The organism is Pseudomonas sp. NPDC089918, assembly GCF_050280605.1.
In the GTDB taxonomy this organism is placed as follows: Bacteria; Pseudomonadota; Gammaproteobacteria; order Pseudomonadales; family Pseudomonadaceae; genus Aquipseudomonas.
Map to the genome: position 1 here is coordinate 98895 of NZ_JBNNVP010000013.1, position 13440 is coordinate 112334.

The 13440-nt window shown below is 59.1% G+C and carries 12 protein-coding genes; 8 read left to right on the forward strand and 4 right to left on the reverse strand.

The genetic code is table 11. The annotated features are described in order from the left end of the window. Positions 1 to 21: 21 nt before the first annotated feature. The gene (locus ACQKPC_RS12015) at positions 22 to 1140 is read right to left on the reverse strand and encodes an NADH:flavin oxidoreductase (protein ID WP_427624747.1); all 1119 of its coding nucleotides are present in this window, start codon (positions 1138 to 1140) and stop codon (positions 22 to 24) included. A gap of 102 nt (positions 1141 to 1242) precedes the next feature. Here ACQKPC_RS12015 and ACQKPC_RS12020 point away from each other — a divergent pair, with 102 nt between their 5' ends. Beyond that, positions 1243 to 1617 carry a winged helix-turn-helix transcriptional regulator gene (locus ACQKPC_RS12020; RefSeq protein WP_218395861.1) on the forward strand — a complete coding sequence of 125 codons (375 nt, stop codon included), beginning with the start codon at positions 1243 to 1245 and terminating at the stop codon, positions 1615 to 1617. A 390-nt stretch (positions 1618 to 2007) separates the two neighbouring features. On the opposite strand, the gene ACQKPC_RS12025 is transcribed toward ACQKPC_RS12020, so the two are convergent. Beyond that, a complete protein-coding gene (locus tag ACQKPC_RS12025; RefSeq protein WP_427624748.1) occupies positions 2008 to 2940 on the reverse strand; it encodes a helix-turn-helix transcriptional regulator in 933 nt (310 codons plus the stop codon). Between the two features lie 585 nt (positions 2941 to 3525). On the opposite strand from ACQKPC_RS12025, the gene ACQKPC_RS12030 reads away from it, so the two are divergent. The 7 genes from ACQKPC_RS12030 to ACQKPC_RS12060 all read left to right on the forward strand — a co-directional run bounded on the left by ACQKPC_RS12030 (position 3526) and on the right by ACQKPC_RS12060 (position 11256). Then, positions 3526 to 4875, forward strand: coding sequence for an MFS transporter (locus ACQKPC_RS12030; protein WP_218395864.1), 1350 nt, complete (start codon positions 3526 to 3528; stop codon positions 4873 to 4875). 99 nt (positions 4876 to 4974) lie between these two features. Continuing rightward, on the forward strand, positions 4975 to 5667 hold the full coding sequence (locus ACQKPC_RS12035) for a fumarylacetoacetate hydrolase family protein (RefSeq protein ID WP_218395865.1): 693 nt from the start codon (positions 4975 to 4977) through the stop codon (positions 5665 to 5667). 42 nt (positions 5668 to 5709) lie between these two features. After that, positions 5710 to 6468, forward strand: coding sequence for an SDR family oxidoreductase (locus tag ACQKPC_RS12040; protein WP_218395866.1), 759 nt, complete (start codon positions 5710 to 5712; stop codon positions 6466 to 6468). A 33-nt stretch (positions 6469 to 6501) separates the two neighbouring features. After that, the gene (locus tag ACQKPC_RS12045) at positions 6502 to 7458 is read left to right on the forward strand and encodes a 2-hydroxyacid dehydrogenase (RefSeq protein WP_427624750.1); all 957 of its coding nucleotides are present in this window, start codon (positions 6502 to 6504) and stop codon (positions 7456 to 7458) included. A gap of 925 nt (positions 7459 to 8383) precedes the next feature. Next, positions 8384 to 8947, forward strand: a complete 564-nt coding sequence (gene msuE, locus ACQKPC_RS12050; RefSeq protein ID WP_008073835.1) for an FMN reductase — start codon at positions 8384 to 8386, stop codon at positions 8945 to 8947. A 9-nt stretch (positions 8948 to 8956) separates the two neighbouring features. Then, positions 8957 to 10144, forward strand: a complete 1188-nt coding sequence (locus ACQKPC_RS12055) for an acyl-CoA dehydrogenase family protein (protein ID WP_008073834.1) — start codon at positions 8957 to 8959, stop codon at positions 10142 to 10144. 8 nt (positions 10145 to 10152) lie between these two features. Next, positions 10153 to 11256: a sigma-54 interaction domain-containing protein gene (locus ACQKPC_RS12060; protein ID WP_008073833.1), complete on the forward strand. Its 1104-nt coding sequence runs from the start codon at positions 10153 to 10155 to the stop codon at positions 11254 to 11256. 13 nt (positions 11257 to 11269) lie between these two features. Here ACQKPC_RS12060 and ACQKPC_RS12065 read toward each other — a convergent pair whose 3' ends face one another. Both ACQKPC_RS12065 and ACQKPC_RS12070 read right to left on the reverse strand, forming a co-directional pair. Beyond that, entirely contained in the window at positions 11270 to 12040 is a 771-nt protein-coding gene (locus tag ACQKPC_RS12065; RefSeq protein ID WP_218395869.1) for an ABC transporter ATP-binding protein, read from the reverse strand. A gap of 44 nt (positions 12041 to 12084) precedes the next feature. Then, positions 12085 to 13410, reverse strand: coding sequence for an ABC transporter substrate-binding protein (locus tag ACQKPC_RS12070; RefSeq protein ID WP_008073831.1), 1326 nt, complete (start codon positions 13408 to 13410; stop codon positions 12085 to 12087). Positions 13411 to 13440 lie beyond the last annotated feature (30 nt).

Below are 13440 nucleotides of genomic sequence, written 5' to 3' on the forward strand. Positions count from 1 at the left end.
TTCCATACTCCGTAATAAGGCTCAAACCAATTCGGCTAAAGATGCCGGATTGAAGCCCTTCAGATCCGCGTAATCGCCTTTTTCAACTTTGGCGGCCCAATCCTTGTCACTCAGCAGAACACGCCCTACAGCGATCAGATCAAACTCTTCGCGCTCCATGCGCTCGACGAGCCGATCCAAACTCGCAGGGGTTGATCCCTTGCCGGCGAAGGCATTAGTAACATCATTTTCTAGCCCAACCGAACCAACACTGATGGTCGCGGCCCCGGTTACTTTCTTCGCCCAGCCCGCGCAGTTCAGCCCGTTCTCACCGTCAATTTCGGGAAACTCAGGTTCCCAGAAACGTCGCTGCGAGCAGTGCAGGACGTCGACACCGGCCTCGACCAATGGCAGCAGCCAGTCTTCCATCACAGCTGGTGTTTCAGCGACGCGTACGCCGTAGTCCTGTTGCTTCCACTGGCTGACGCGCATGATGATCGGGAATTCAGGGCCAACAGCATGACGAACAGCAGATACGATCTCGCTGGCAAAGCGCGAGCGTTCCTTGATTGTCGGGCCGCCGTAGCGGTCGGTGCGCAGATTGGTACCAGACCAGAAAAACTGATCGATCAGATAACCATGGGCTCCGTGGATCTCAACGGTATCGAAGCCCAGTCGTTTGGCATCCGCTGCGGCCTTGGCGAACGCTGCTACCGTGTCGGCAATGTCCTCTTCACTCATCGCCACACCACGCAGGTCACCTGGCGAATCAAGGCCCGACGGGCTTTCCACTGGCGCATCTGGCTCCCAGTCGTTGATGTAACGCGTGGCACCGGTGTGCCAGATCTGCGGTGCCATGCGCCCGCCAGCGTTGTGGACCGCATCGATCACGTTTTTCCACCCCGCCAGCGCCGCTTCGCCGTGAAAAAAAGGGATGCCGGAGTCATTGCGCGATGCTGGGCGATCAACCACGGTGCCTTCCGACAAAATCAGCCCGACACCTCCCTCTGCCCGCCGCCGGTAATAGGCAGCACTCGCTTCACCCGGGACGCCTTCGGGTGAGAACAGACGCGTCATCGGCGCCATGACAATCCGGTTTTTCAGTTCAAGCGAGCGGATGGAAAGAGGACGAAATAAAACGCTGGTATCAAGCTTTGACATTGGATGGACTCCATTTGCTTTTGGAAGTCACATAAGTATATTTTGTAGACCTAATGTCAATTAGGCACCTAGAGTCGCCTAGGTATACATGAGGAAACTTCGATGCTGGAATTAAAGCCGCAATGTTTTTCGTCAGACTGCCCAAGCCGGGCGCTGTTCGACCAAATCGCAGACAAGTGGTCGATGATGGTTCTGGCGGTGCTTGATGATGGGCCGCATCGCTTCAATGCCATCAGGCGTCGCCTGGAGGGCGTCACTCAGAAGGCACTTACACAGTCCCTGCGGCGGTTGGAACGAAATGGTCTCGTCTCGCGCCAGATCATTTCGTTCTCGCCCGTGGCAGTGCAGTATGAGATCACCCCACTTGGTCTAACACTGCAGCAGCCATTTCGCGAATTGCATAAATGGACGCTCGACAAATTGCCTGAGGTTGAAACGGCCCGGTTGAAGTTTGACGAGGCCGCGGAGGGAAGCTGACGATGCGAGTCTTTTTATTGACTCGACGCCACTGCCACCCTGCAACGCAGAATATTCGTCACAGACTACTCGCACTGAGGGTGGTGAGTGTTTCGTCATTCACCAGATCTGGCGACCAATATATTGAAAAACGGTACGCCCGAGAAACGATGTTATCGGTGCCAAAGGGCTGCTTTTTTTAATGGCTGAACGTATTAAGCGATGGCGAAGAATTTTCTCAGGGCCTATTTTTTGGTCTTTGACGGCTACTGGTCTTGACCTCGCGTAACGACAAACTGGACTGGATGGATGCAATACCAATCTAGCGCCTGAGTACCTGCTCCAATTTTGGCCAATCCGGTGCGCCCAAATCGACCTCGTATCTACCGCCACATCACCTACAACGGTCGATCACGTGTTGGACGGTGCCTGCGGAGTATCGGGATTGAGTTGCTGACGTCTGAATTGCCCGGGAGGCTGGCCATGTATCTGGCGAAAGCGTCGGGAGAAATAAGCTTCGTCAGCGAAACCGCACAACCTCGCCACCTCCCCCACCGGTCGTGTTCCATTGAGCAAATAATTGCGTGCCGCGTGCATCCTGCGTTCGAGCACCAGCTCAGTGAAAGTCTTGCCGATTTCCTTGCGCAACCAGTGCGTCAGATACGTCGGAGACAGGTAGGTCGCAGCAGCCACCTTGATCAGGTTGAGATCGGGGTCGGCAATATTCTTGCGCAAGTATTCGGACATCCTGCTCAGCGCGTCGCGCCGGCTTACTTCGGCGGCATTCTCTTCGGCCAGTCGTTTGAGCGGCTCGGCATACAAGGCACAAACGCTCCCCACCAGTTGCAGCAACAACCCCTTGAGCATCTCGCGAGTGCCAAATTGACGGTTCTCATCCAGGACTCGCATCTGCTCGATCAGGGCACAGACTTTACTGAAATCTTCATCGGCCAGAATGAAATCCAGATGCTCCTGAAAGCGAAACGGCGACAACTCCGGCGCCAGCAGAATCGAGACCTCCTCCAGATCCATCGGGTCACACTGCAAGTGCGGTAGCAGGAAGGTCTGGGAAAAATTGATCACCATGAAATTGCTGTCGGCCGGATGCGGAATCACGTGCACGCGATGCGGCAGGATGAAGGCCAGCGTATTGCGCGGAAACGGACGTTCGACGTTGCCGATGTGCTGCACGGTATCGCCACCGAGGTTAATCTGGATCTGGAAATACTCATGGCGATGCGGACTGGTTTCGGCGTGCCGGCCCTTTTTGTCGCGGATGTAAAAGTCCGTCAATTCGCTGCGTTGCTGCATGACGTAAGTGGGCACTCGACTCGGTGACGACATCGCCTGAGGATCCTCTACAGGTACATGGACAGATTGTCGTCGCGCCGCGATGCAGGCGGCGACCGCGGTGATTGTGAAGGCAGACACCGCGGGCTTCAACACGTCATAGGATGACAATGCAATGTAGAGAATTAATTGTATCCGTGTGTGATGTGTCGCCTGTCCAAAAAATCTACATGTACACAAAGATAATTAATCATTTAAAAACATCAACTTACGAAACAAATAAAGCATAACAAAGGAAATACGCTGATTTGTTTTTTCTTGGACACCTGTATTCATCGCCTTTTTTAGAAGAAAAAACGATCTAACGCCTCCGTTGATTTTGAGAAGTTGTACGACCACTGTGATAGCCAATGCAGCCCGAACCTTCCAAAAACAATCAAAAGGTGCGCACGTGATGAACCTGTTTTTCCCTCTCGCCAACCCTCCCCCGATCGAGCCAGTCCGAAGGCGTATTTGAGCGCCTGACAGCGGCTGTCCGCGCCTCTCATTCAAGTAGCGATTGCTCTGCCCCGGCACTGCGGGCACGGCTTCGGCTGCGCGCGAACATCTCGATTCTTCTAACAATAAAAAGGTCTACTCATGTCGAACTCGCAAACCTCCCCGTCCACCGCGCCGTCGGTGAGCGCCGGCGCCCGGGACGCCCTGTTGCCTCAGCGACTGCCGACGCGTCGGCGCTGGTTCATGCTGTCATTGCTGCTGATTGCGACCATCATCAATTACATCGACCGCGTGAACATCTCGATTGCCGCACCGTTCCTCGCCAAGGACCTGGGCCTGGACAAGATCGAAATGGGCCTGATTTTTTCCGCGTTTGCCTGGACTTACGCCCTCGCCCTGGTGCCTGCGGGGTTTATTGCCGATCGCTTCGGTTCCCGCTTCACCTACGGGGTATCGCTGATCAGTTGGTCGACGGTCACCGTGTGCCAGGGCTTTGCCACAGGATTCGCTTCGCTGTTCGGGCTGCGCCTGGCGGTCGGCGCCATGGAGGCTCCAGCGTTTCCTGCCAACAGCCGTGCGGTGACGGTATGGTTCCCGGCCCGCGAACGGGGCCTGGCCAGCAGCATTTACGTGTGCGGCCAATATCTGGGCACGGCTCTGTTTACCGGCGTGCTGTTATGGCTGGCCACGACCTATGACTGGCGCCATGTTTTCTACAGCACCGGGATACTCGGCATTGTGTTCGGTGTGATCTGGCTCTACGTGTACCGCGATCCGCTGAGCTGCAAGAACGTCAGCCAGGAAGAACTGAAGTACATCGAAGCCGGAGGTGGACTGGTCAAGAGCAGCCAGGAACGCACCCGGTTCAACTGGCGGCAGATCGCCGAGCTGTTCAGTTATCGGCAGATCTGGGCGATTTGCATCGGCAAGTTCGCCAGCACCTCGGCGTTGTACTTTTTCCTGACCTGGTTCCCGACGTACCTGATCGAAGAACGCAAGCTGACCATGATCAAGGCCGGGATCTTCGCCGTGCTGCCGTTCGTGGGTGCAACGGTCGGCATTCTGCTGGCCGGTATCGTCTCCGACTTGCTGATACGCCGCGGTTACTCAATGTCCTTCGCTCGCAAGTTGCCTTTGGTGGTCGGATCGATGCTGGGGATGTCGATTGTGTTGGTGAATTTCACCGACTCGAATGTGATCTGCATTGCCGTGCTGACCATAGCCTTCTTCGCCCAGGGAATCGCTTCGTCGTCGTGGGCGGCGGTGTCGGAAGTTGCGCCCAAGGAATTGATCGGCCTGACCGGCGGAGTCACCAGCCTGGCCGCCAACATCGGCGGGATCGTCACTCCGATTGTGATTGGCGGCATCGTCCACGCGACAGGCTCGTTTGCCTACGCCTTCTGGTTCATCGGCGGCGTGGCGCTGGTCGGTACCTTGTCCTATTCGTTGCTGCTCGGTCGCTTGTATCGCATCGAACTCAAGGCGCGCTGAGTCAAAAAAAACGTTTTTCTCCAACACAAGGCGGCTTTCGTCCAACTTCGCAAAAGATTGCCGCCGTACGCTGACGCTTCTAACAGGACGACTACAAAAATGACGATGACCGAGTATGTGTTTACCCCGGATCTGCCCGTGACCTTGCCGGTTGCTGGCAGCCAGCAGCGCTTTCCCGTTGCCCGGGTATTTTGTGTCGGCCGCAACTACCCTTGGCCAGACACCCAAGGCCAGTCCCGCCAGCCGCCAGTGTTCTTCATGAAACCGGCGAGCAACGTGGTGGATGCGGCGGGTGAAGTGACTTTCCCGCCCTTGACCGAAGAGTTTGTCCACGAAATCGAATTGGTCGTGGCCATCGGTGAAGGCGGCGCCAATATTCCGCAGAGTCAGGCGCTGGCCTATGTGTGGGGCTATGCCGCCGGCCTTGATCTGACCCGTCGTGATGTCCAGCGCGCGGCCAAAAGCAATGGTTTGCCGTGGGAAGGTGCCAAGGTGTTCGACGGTGCCGCGCCAATGACCGCCATCGTGCCGGTCACGCGGGCAGGACATCCCGATGGTGAGTTGTGGCTGAACGTCAACGGCGAAGAGCGCCAGCGCGACAGCCTCGACAGCCAGATCTGGTCGGTCAGTGAAATCATCAGCCGCATCTCACAGTCGGTAGCGCTGCGGGCCGGTGACCTGATCATGACTGGCAGCCCGGCAGGCGTCGATGTGCTGCAACCGGGCGACATCATCAACGCCGGGATCGACGGCATCGGCCAACTGGAAATGCGCGTCGGTCCACGACCTTGAACCCGGCTCACGCCCTCGTGAATTGAGAAAGGAGATAACAACATGAACAGTCCTTTGAAAGTGGCCCTGGTCACCGGCGCCGGTAGCGGAATCGGCCGCGCCGTGGCCCTGTCGCTGATGGCCGACGGATTCACCCTGGTAGTGGCCGGACGTCGGCCGGAGCCGTTGCAGGCCTTGGTCGAATTGGCGCTCAGCGAAGGACACGAAGCGTTGGCGGTGCCGACTGATGTGCGCGACCCGGCCAGTGTCGATGCGCTGTTTGCCACCCTCACCGAGGTATACGGGCGACTCGATGTGGTGTTCAACAACGCCGGGGTCAACGCCCCGGCAGTGCCGCTCGATGAGCTGACGTTCGAGCAGTGGCGAAACGTGATCGACACCAACCTCAACGGCGTTTTCCTCTGCGCCCGTGGTGCCTTCAGGCTGATGCGCCGGCAACAGCCACAGGGTGGACGCATCATCAATAACGGCTCGATCTCGGCGCATACCCCACGCCCCTTCAGCAGCGCCTACACCGCCAGCAAACACGCGGTGCTGGGGCTGACCAAATCCCTGGCCCTGGACGGGCGCGAATTCAACATCGCCTGCAGCCAGATCGACATCGGCAACGCCCTGACCGAGATGTCGGTGCGCATGACCAAAGGCGTGCGCCAGGCCAACGGCACCATCGCCGTGGAGCCGATGGTGGACGTCAAGCATGTGGCCGACGCCGTGCGCTACATCGCCGGCCTGCCGCTGGAGGCGAACGTCCTGAACATGACCGTCATGGCCAGTGCCATGCCGTTTGCCGGTCGCGGTTAAACCGGCTTTTTTATTCCGTTACGCGAGGTTTACATGAAACCAGAAGTCTTGCAGCTCAGCCCGATCCTGATCCCTGAAATCAACGCGCGGCTCGATGAACTGTTTACCGTCAGACGCTACTTCCAGCAGGCCGACAAGCAGGCTTATTTGCAGGAACACGGCGCGAACATTCGCGGGGTGATCACCGGCGGGCATACCGGTATCAGTCAGGCGCTGATGGCGCAGCTACCGAAACTGGAAGTGGTGGCGGTCAACGGCGTGGGCACGGATGCGGTGGACCTGGCTTACGCCAGGGATCGCGGGATCCGCGTGACCGCGACCATCGGGGCGCTGACCGAAGATGTCGCCGACCTGGCCATCGGCTTGTTGATCGCCGTGTGCCGGGGTCTGTGCACCAGTGATCGTTATGTGCGTTCGGGGCAATGGCCCCATAGCCCGACGCCGTTGGCCCCGTTGCCGTTGGCGCGTCAGGTGTCGGGCATGCGCATCGGCATCGTCGGCATGGGTCGGGTCGGCCGTGCAGTGGCGACCCGAGCCGCGGCGTTCGGTTGCCCGATCAGCTACACCGATTTGCAACCCATGAGCGACGTGAACCACACCTTCATCGCCGACTTGAACCAACTGGCCAGCGACAGTGATGCACTGATTCTCGCAGCCGCCGCCGACAAGACTGAAGCCATCATCAATGCCGAGGTGCTGCAGGCGCTGGGCAAGGACGGGTATCTGATCAACGTCGCGCGGGGCAAGCTGGTCAACGAGGTCGATCTGGTGACGGCACTGGCCGCTGGAGAGATCGCGGGGGCGGCACTGGATGTGTTTGTCGATGAACCGAACGTCCCCGAGACACTGTTCGGCAACGAGAACGTGGTACTGCAGCCCCATCGCGCCAGTGCGACGCTGCAGACCCGCACGCGGATGGGAGAGATGGTGGTGGCGAGCCTGGTGGACAGTTTCGCCGGGAGGATACCGCAGGGGTCTGTGACTGACTGAACGTTGGCCGCCGAGGAGACGTTGCGTCCCCTTGGCGGCTCGGTGTCAGGTAAACAGATCGCGGAACGAAAACCAAACTCAGGGCGGTCGACGTGATCAATCCCCAATTGTAGACGTCGACGCCGAATTGACCCACGTACTCTCTCCAATGGCTTTCAGTAGTTAGTCACCTAACAATCCCCCAAAAAACCACAACTTGAATTAAGAGTCAGGGAGCCCCGTGTATACGAGTCTAGGTTCGCGGCCCTGATTTATTCGCCCTCCGCCAAGAGTGGCGATTCAAACCACCACAATTGCGTTCGCAGAGTTTTGGCTCGGTAACCTGGGCTACTTCGATACCGATCCCGATTCCTTCGATTTTGAGCAGATCCAGAATGACTGATCGAGCGCATGAGGCCGCATGTACTGGTTGGTGGTCGGGCGGCCGGACTCAGACTTACCCGGGTAGTGGGTGTCACCGCAGGCACCGTACACAGCTATCTGAGCGGCGACGGTGGAAGGTGAATGCCGTACGCCTGGGTCGACTGCACTGTTGCCCGCCCAACAGTGATGCTGAACCGCTATTGGCTGAGCAACACTTTGCCGCAGCGAGGGGCGTACCCCGCTGATATCGGCCTGCCAAGGCCAGCCAAAGGCGACTCACCCGGCACTGGCGACCAGACAAAGCCTTAAGCTAATAACCAAAAAGTATTTACTGGATGTTTTTTAGATCATTTACATTTAATTCATGGATGCGGCAGTGTTGCCAGGTAAACAGAAGTGCCATTGTTGCTCAGGCAACAGTCGCTCAACAGTTAGCTGCCCGGGCAACAGCAGCCGAGATAACATGTTAATCCATCTTATTGTTTTTAATAGTTATTTTAACCTTGGAACAACTCTTGCTCTGATGGCTGCACATCCCGCAACTCGAACAGGAACAGACCCCATGAGCACCCCACTTAAAGTCGTCGCCGTTTCCGGTGGAACCTATCGTCCGTCGCGTACCCTGGTGCTGGTCCAGGCCATCGTTGCCGAGCTGAGCCAGTACCTGCCAATCGAAAGCCGCATCATCGAACTGGGCGACATTGTCCGCCCACTGGGCAGCGCCATGTCCCGTCAGGAGTTGCCGGAAACCGTTGAGTACGAGTTGAGTGCGATTGAGTCGGCGGACCTGCTGGTTGTGGCCGCACCTGTCTACCGTGGCGCCTACCCGGGCCAGTTTAAGCACCTGTTCGACCTGATTGGCCAGGACGCATTGATCGACACCCCGGTGTTGCTGGCCGCCACCGGTGGCAGCGACCGGCATGCGCTGGTAATCGATCATCAGTTGCGCCCGCTGTTCAGCTTCTTCCAGTCGGTGACCCTGCCCCTTGGCGTGTATGCCTCGGAGGCCGATTTCACGAATTACCAGATCAGCAGCGAAGCGCTGAAAACACGCATCCGCCTGGCAGTCGAACGGGCCGCACCGCTGTTCACCGCCAATGCCGCCGACTTGCGGAAAACAGCCTGAGGACAGCCTGTGACCGCTATCCATACATCCAGACTTGAAACCCCGCTGCAGATCGCCCGGACGCTCGCCGCCGAGTTTTCCCGAACCGCCGCCGAACGCGACCATCTGGGCGGCACGCCGAAAGCCGAGCGCGACGAGTTGCGCCGCTGCGGTCTGCTGGCGATGAAAATTGACCAGCAATACGGTGGCCTTGGCGCCAGCTGGAGCGACACCCTGGAAGTGGTGCGCGAGTTCGCCAGGGTCGACAGCTCGATCGCCCATGTGTTCGGCTTCCAGCATTTGATGCTGGCCACGGTACGGCTGTTTTCCCGGCCCGAACAGTGGCAGCCCTGGTTCGAACAGACCGCGCGCAACAACTGGTTCTGGGGTAATGCCCTTAACCCGTTGGACACCCGCACCTTGTCAAAAAAATTTGCAGGCTATCGCGAGTTTTCCGGGCGCAAGAGTTTCTGCTCCGGCGCCTCCGATTCGGAAATGCTGATTGCCTCGGCGCTGGATGAATCCACCAGCGGCAAGCTGTTGATCGCCGCCATTCCCAGTCATCGCACCGGCATCACCTTGCACGGCGACTGGGACAACATCGGCCAACGGCAGACCGACAGCGGCAGCGCCACCTTCGAACGGGTGCGCGTGGAAGAGAATGAACTGCTGCTAGATCCCGGCCCGCTGAGCACGCCCTTTGCCTGCCTGCGCCCGCTGATCGCCCAACTGACCTTCGTCAATATCTTCCTCGGCATTGCCGAGGGCGCGTTCGAAGAGGCCCGCAATTACACCCTCAAGGAAACGCGCCCCTGGTTCAAGGCCAACGTCAGTCAGGCCAATCAGGACCCCTATGTCCTGCGCCATTATGGCGAATTCTGGGTCGGGCTGGAAAGCGTGCGCCTGCTCACTGAACGCGCCAACGCCCTGCTCGACCAAGCCTGGAGCAAGGAGCACCGGCTCGGCGCCGAGGAGCGTGGCCAACTGGCCTTGGCCATTGCCACCGCCAAGGTCGCCGCCACCCGCACCGGCCTGGACCTGACCAGCAGCCTGTTTGAAGTGACTGGCGCCCGCGCCACCCATGCCGCACTGCGCCTTGATCGTCACTGGCGCAACCTGCGCACCCAGACCCTGCACGACCCCGTGGACTACAAGCTCCATGAACTGGGTGACTGGGCGCTCAACAAGACGCTACCCACTCCGTCCTTTTACTCATAGGCCCCACCATGCAACTACTCACGCTGCCGCCCTCACCAGCCCTGGCCACCTCGATACGCGCTACTGCGCAAGTCTTCGAAGACCCGAAATCACAGGCGCTGCTGGCGCACCTGCAACAGGTCGCGCCCAGTGACGCCAGCGTGTTGATCATTGGCGAAACCGGGACCGGCAAGGAACTGGTGGCCCGTCATCTGCACAACCTCAGCGCCCGTCGCAACAAGCCGTTTATCGCGGTCAACTGCGGCGCGTTTTCCGAAAGCCTGGTGGAGGCCGAACTGTTCGGCCACGAAAAAGGCGCCTTCACCGGCGCCCTGAGCGCCAAGGCCGGCTGGTTCGAGGAAGCCAACGGCGGCACGCTGTTCCTCGACGAGATCGGTGACTTGCCGATGCCGATCCAGGTCAAGTTGCTGCGGGTGCTGCAGGAGCGTGAAGTGGTTCGCCTGGGTTCACGCAAAAGCATCCCCATCGATGTACGGGTGCTGGCTGCGACCAACGTGCAGCTGGAAAAAGCCATCAACGCCGGGCACTTTCGCGAAGACCTCTATTACCGGCTGAACGTGGTCAGCCTGGAGCTCAGCCCGCTGCGCGAGCGACCGGGTGACATCCTGCCGCTGATCCGCCACTTTATCGCCGAGTACAGTCGTCGGCTGGGTTATGGCGAAGTGGTGCTGGATACCGAAGCCGAACAGAAGCTGGTGAATTACTCATGGCCGGGCAATATTCGCGAGCTGGAAAACGTCATTCACCACACCCTGTTGATCTGCCGTAACAATCTGATCCGTGTCCAGGACCTGCACCTGTCCAACCTGCGTATCGAACGCCAGGACGCCAGCAATACCGTCCAGGACGACAGTGCCGACGCCCTGCTGCAGCAAGCCTTCCAGAAGCTGTTCGAGGAAGAAAGCGGCGCCCTCCACGAGCGGGTCGAGGAAGCGCTGCTGCGCGCGGCCTATCGCTTCAGCCACTACAACCAGGTACACACCGCCAGCCTGCTGGGGCTGAGTCGCAACATCACCCGCGCGATGCTGATCAAGGTTGGTGAGCTGGTGGTGAACAAACGCCGCCCGGCACAAGACGCCCGGACGGTCAAAGTGGTCAACCTGTCGATCTGACTGGTGCTAGCGGTCAAGCCGCTGCTCCTTTACCCGCTGTCCCGCCCCCCAGATAGAAGTCCTGAATATCACTGCGCGCGGCCAACTGCCCGGTCGTGCCTTCGCTGACGACCCGGCCGCTTTCCAGCACGTAGCCGTACTGGGCGTAACGCAGAGCCAGGTTGATGTTCTGCTCGGCAATCAGGAAGCTCACGCCGTCGCGCCGATTGAGCTGATGGATGATCTCGAAGATCTCCTCGACGATCTGCGGTGCCAGGCCCATCGAAGGTTCGTCCAGCAACACCAGCTGTGGCCGGGCCATCAGCGCCCGCCCGAGCGCAACCATCTGCTGTTCACCGCCGGAGGTGTAGCCGGCCAGGCTTTTGCGCCGCAGCTTGAGGCGCGGAAACTGGCTGTAGATACGTTCCAGATCGGCCTTCAGTTGCCCGCGGGACACCTGACGCGCAAATGCACCCGTCAGCAGGTTTTCCTCCACTGTCAGTTGGGCAAAGCAATGCCGGCCTTCCAGTACCTGCACCAGGCCGCTGGCAACCAGGCTATGGGGCGTGCTGCGGGTGACATCCTCGCCTCGATAAATAATCCGCCCCTGCACCACCTCGCCCCGCTCGGCCCTCACCAGATTGGCGGCGGCCTTCAAGGTGGTGCTTTTGCCAGCACCGTTGGCCCCCAGCAACACCACGATCTGTCCTTGCGGCACCGCCAGGGATACCCCGCGCACGGCGAGGATTGCCTGTTCGTACAGGACTTCAATCGCGTCGATCTGCAAGATCGGTACTTGGTTCATGTTGCTCTCCCCCAAAAAAACCGGGACGCCTCCCGATTCACATCTCAGCTGTCCTGACTGCAATCGCGCGGTGTGATGCCCTTTTCCTTGGCGTACTGGTGCGACGAGGCTTCGATGATCGGTCTGAGCAAGGCACGGTCGGCCTGCACCCAGTCACTGATCAGTTTCCACTGGCTGCCATCCCACCGCTGGAAGCGCACCGCACCGCCCCCTTCATGGTCCGAGCATGACAGCTGCAAGGGTTGCACCAGGCCCAGTGCACCCAGCTCCTTGAGGCGGGCATCGTCCAGCTTGAGGTGCTCGAAGCCCCAGCGCACCTGCTCGCCGGTGAGCGGCTGCTTGCCGAATTTTTCCTGGGCAATGCGCACGGCCTCAACGTTGAGAATGCCGTTCACCACCCCCAGGTTGTAATACACGGTGCCAAAGCGTTTCGGATCAGCCAGGTCACCATTGCCCTTGGCCACCACCTGCTGCTGGATGCCTTGCAAGACCGGGAAATCGGTGCCCGAGGGGTGCGTGGTGATCGCAATAAAGCCTTTGGCGGCGGCACCGGCCGGGGCGGCATCGTCCTCGGAGTTGCTCCAGATGTTGCCGATGATGTGATCCACCGGGAAGCCGACTTTCTGCGCGGTTTTCAACGCCACCGGGTTCATCACGCCCCAGCCGCGCAGAATCACCCAGTCGGGTTTTTCCCGGCGAATGTTGAGCCATTGCGACTGCTGCTCGTTACCCGGATGGGGCACTTCCAGCAGGGTCAGCTTGAACCCGTACTTGTCGGCCAGGGTCTGCAACACCTCATTGGTTTCCTTGCCGTAGGGCGAGCCGTGATACAGGGTGACGATCTTCTTGCCCTTGAGCTGGTCCAGCCCCCCGGCCTGCTGGCCGATGTAGTTGATGATCGCCGAGACTTCGGAGTACGGGTTCAGCTGCAAGGGAAAGGCGTAGGGGAAAACGCTGCCGTCAGTGGAGTCGGTGCGGCCGTGGTTGATGGTGATCAGCGGCAGTTTGTCCGCGGTCGAACGCTCAAGGGTGGCATAGGCGATGCCCACCGACAGCGGGTTAGTGGCGGCAGCCGGCGCACCATTGAGGCCTTTTTTCAGACGCTCGTAGCACTCCACGCCCTTCTCGACCACGTACTCGGTTTCGCACTCGCTCCAGGTCAGCTTGACGCCGTTGACCCCGCCATTGGCATTGACGTACTTGAGGTAGTCGATAAAACCACCAAAAAACCCGGTACCACCGGCGGCATAAGGACCGACCCGATAGCTCTGCAGCGGGAAGTACTGTTCGTTATCCGCCTGCGCGGTCAACGTGGCAGTGCTCAGGCTGACAGCCAGGGCGAGGCTACTTAGTAGAGATCGTTTCAACATCAATGTTTTCCTTATCAAGTAATCAAGTGA

Bases quoted from the DNA above. Each gene is read 5' to 3' on its own strand.
- ACQKPC_RS12015 (WP_427624747.1), bottom strand. From the start codon at position 1,140: ATGTCAAAGCTTGATACCAGCGTTTTATTTCGTCCTCTTTCCATCCGC.
- ACQKPC_RS12020 (WP_218395861.1), top strand. From the start codon at position 1,243: ATGCTGGAATTAAAGCCGCAATGTTTTTCGTCAGACTGCCCAAGCCGG.
- ACQKPC_RS12025 (WP_427624748.1), bottom strand. From the start codon at position 2,940: ATGTCGTCACCGAGTCGAGTGCCCACTTACGTCATGCAGCAACGCAGC.
- ACQKPC_RS12030 (WP_218395864.1), top strand. From the start codon at position 3,526: ATGTCGAACTCGCAAACCTCCCCGTCCACCGCGCCGTCGGTGAGCGCC.
- ACQKPC_RS12035 (WP_218395865.1), top strand. From the start codon at position 4,975: ATGACGATGACCGAGTATGTGTTTACCCCGGATCTGCCCGTGACCTTG.
- ACQKPC_RS12040 (WP_218395866.1), top strand. From the start codon at position 5,710: ATGAACAGTCCTTTGAAAGTGGCCCTGGTCACCGGCGCCGGTAGCGGA.
- ACQKPC_RS12045 (WP_427624750.1), top strand. From the start codon at position 6,502: ATGAAACCAGAAGTCTTGCAGCTCAGCCCGATCCTGATCCCTGAAATC.
- msuE (WP_008073835.1), top strand. From the start codon at position 8,384: ATGAGCACCCCACTTAAAGTCGTCGCCGTTTCCGGTGGAACCTATCGT.
- ACQKPC_RS12060 (WP_008073833.1), top strand. From the start codon at position 10,153: ATGCAACTACTCACGCTGCCGCCCTCACCAGCCCTGGCCACCTCGATA.
- ACQKPC_RS12065 (WP_218395869.1), bottom strand. From the start codon at position 12,040: ATGAACCAAGTACCGATCTTGCAGATCGACGCGATTGAAGTCCTGTAC.
- ACQKPC_RS12070 (WP_008073831.1), bottom strand. From the start codon at position 13,410: ATGTTGAAACGATCTCTACTAAGTAGCCTCGCCCTGGCTGTCAGCCTG.